The sequence below is a fragment of the Bacillus sp. PK3-067 genome, from assembly GCF_056738645.1.
In genome coordinates, this window is record NZ_CP096490.1 from 270001 (window position 1) to 272500 (window position 2500).

A 2500-nucleotide genomic window follows, 5' to 3' on the forward strand; every position below is an offset into this window, starting at 1 on the left:
TCGGCTCATCGCATCCTGGGGCTGTAGTCGGTCCCAAGGGTTGGGCTGTTCGCCCATTAAAGCGGTACGCGAGCTGGGTTCAGAACGTCGTGAGACAGTTCGGTCCCTATCCGTCGTGGGCGTAGGAAATTTGAGAGGAGCTGTCCTTAGTACGAGAGGACCGGGATGGACGCACCGCTGGTGTACCAGTTGTTCTGCCAAGGGCATAGCTGGGTAGCTATGTGCGGAAGGGATAAGTGCTGAAAGCATCTAAGCATGAAGCCCCCCTCAAGATGAGATTTCCCATAGCGTAAGCTAGTAAGATCCCTGAAAGATGATCAGGTTGATAGGTTCGAGGTGGAAGCATGGTGACATGTGGAGCTGACGAATACTAATAGATCGAGGACTTAACCATATAATATGTAGCAATGTTATCTAGTTTTGAAGGAATATGCCTTCATAGTTTGGTGATGATGGCAGAGAGGTCACACCCGTTCCCATACCGAACACGGAAGTTAAGCTCTCTAGCGCCGATGGTAGTTGGGACCTTGTCCCTGTGAGAGTAGGACGTCGCCAAGCAACTTTAAGACGAGTCAGAATGACTCGTCTTTTTTGTGTTTTATAACTTTTTTTCAAAGCAAATATTTTGAAGTGCTTCTCGCTTTTCAAAAAGATTTTTGAGTACGTAGCTATATAAGTTTTATTCAATTTCTTTCGTGATTCTTTATATGTAATTTAAGATTTTCTATTTTATTTCTTAAAGATAGGATTCATCAGTGTGTTAAAATAGTACAGTTGTTTTTGATGTACTTTAATATAAGAAGATTTAAGTTAGAAAAGGAGATAATATGAAAAAGATAAGTATAATTACTATAGTAGTCTTAGTCCTGCTAGTAATCGTGTATATGTTAGTTGGAAATTATTTTTATAACTATGCGTTAAATGCGAAACAAGAAAAAGAATTTTTGCAAGATAATCCTCATTTAGTAGAAACGGTAAATGCATCGGGAGATGTAATGGCTGCAAATGAAGAAAAGAATGCAAACTTCGTATCGAAGTATAAACCTAACACATTAACTATACGTTCTTTCGATAAATTAAATTTAAAAGGTTATGAATATATGAATGAACCATCTAGTCATAAATGGGCAATTGTAGTTCATGGATACAATGGTAGAGCATCAGAAATGACGAAATATGTTCGTAACTTTTATGAACAAGGTTATAATGTCATAGCACCAGACCTTCGTGGGCACGGAAATAGTGAAGGGGATTATGTTGGTATGGGCTGGCATGATCGTAAAGATGTTTTGATTTGGATTCAACAAATCTTGAAGAAAGACCCTAATGCTGAAATAGCTCTATTTGGTGTTTCAATGGGCGGGGCAACTGTAATGATGACTTCAGGAGAAGATTTACCTTCTAATGTTAAAGTTATTATTGAAGATTGTGGATACTCAACTGTTATTGATGAATTTACTTATCAACTAAAAGATTTATTCCATTTACCGAAGTTTCCTGTTATGAATGCGGCAAATACGGTTACTAAATTAAGAGCTGGTTACGATTTAGAAGAGGCTTCAGCTGTAAAACAAGTAGCGAAAAGTAAAACACCTATGCTGTTCATTCATGGGGATGCTGATACATTCGTTCCTTTTGAAATGTTAGATGAAGTATATAATGCTGCAAAAGTAGAAAAAGAGAAATTAATTGTTCCAGGTGCTGGACATGGAGAAGCGGAGAAAGTAGATTCGAATAAATATTGGAATACTGTATGGAAGTTCGTAGGGAAGTATATTCCGGCATAATTAAAGTTGTTGCATTTATATAGACGATAATCGGAGGGATAATAGTTAATCCTTTTGATTATCGTTTTTTTTTGTTAATTAGGTATTCTGCTATAAGTGTGTTTTTGTATGTACTATATGAAGGAGATAGAGCAAAAACTTTTGAATTCCTTAATCTCAGTGCTACAATGATTGAAAACTAAATGTTAATGAGGTGTTTTTTATGAAAATTGAAGTATGGTCGGATTTTGTATGTCCATTTTGCTATATTGGGAAACGTAGATTAGAGATGGCTTTAGAACAATTTCCACATAAGAAGGATGTTGAAGTTGAGTTTAAAAGTTTTGAATTAGACCAAAATGCTCCAATCTATTCTGGAACAAGTATTAATGAAGTACTTGCATCAAAGTATGGAATTAGTATTGAAGAAGCTAAGCGTAATAACGTACAGTTAGGAAATCATGCAGCTAGTATGGGTTTAAGTTTTAATTTTGATGAGATGAAGCCGACTAATACTTTTGATGCGCATCGTCTTGCTAAGTTTGCAAAGAATCAAGGGGAAGAAAAAGAGATTACAGAAAATTTACTTTTTGCATATTTCACTGAATCGAAAAATTTAAGCGATGTGGATACACTTGCTACTATCGCTGAAGCTTCAGGTTTAGATAAGCAAGAATCTTTAAATGTTATTAATGATAAAAATGCGTATGCAAATGATGTTAGAATTGATGAAG

General features: G+C 36.1%; 2 protein-coding genes and 2 rRNA genes (2 of these 4 running past the window's edge). All 4 read left to right on the forward strand.

Annotated features, from left to right (window positions below):
• Window positions 1-394: ribosomal RNA gene (locus M1D73_RS01550) — 23S ribosomal RNA — on the forward strand; it begins 2528 nt to the left of the window's first position.
• A gap of 48 nt (window positions 395-442) precedes the next feature.
• Window positions 443-558, forward strand: a 5S ribosomal RNA gene (gene rrf, locus M1D73_RS01555).
• Window positions 559-827: 269 nt separating this feature from the next.
• On the forward strand, window positions 828-1787 hold the full coding sequence (locus M1D73_RS01560) for an alpha/beta hydrolase (protein ID WP_000723979.1): 960 nt from the start codon (window positions 828-830) through the stop codon (window positions 1785-1787).
• Between the two features lie 202 nt (window positions 1788-1989).
• Window positions 1990-2500, forward strand: partial view of a DsbA family oxidoreductase gene (locus M1D73_RS01565; RefSeq protein ID WP_121868780.1) — the 5' portion only. It continues 221 nt past the right edge of the window; 511 of the gene's 732 nt are visible here — the first part of the coding sequence; its start codon is at window positions 1990-1992; its stop codon lies off the right edge, out of view.

What these genes read in the sequence shown, in the direction of transcription:
- M1D73_RS01560 (WP_000723979.1), top strand. Translation starts at nt 828, where the DNA reads ATGAAAAAGATAAGTATAATTACTATAGTAGTCTTAGTCCTGCTAGTA.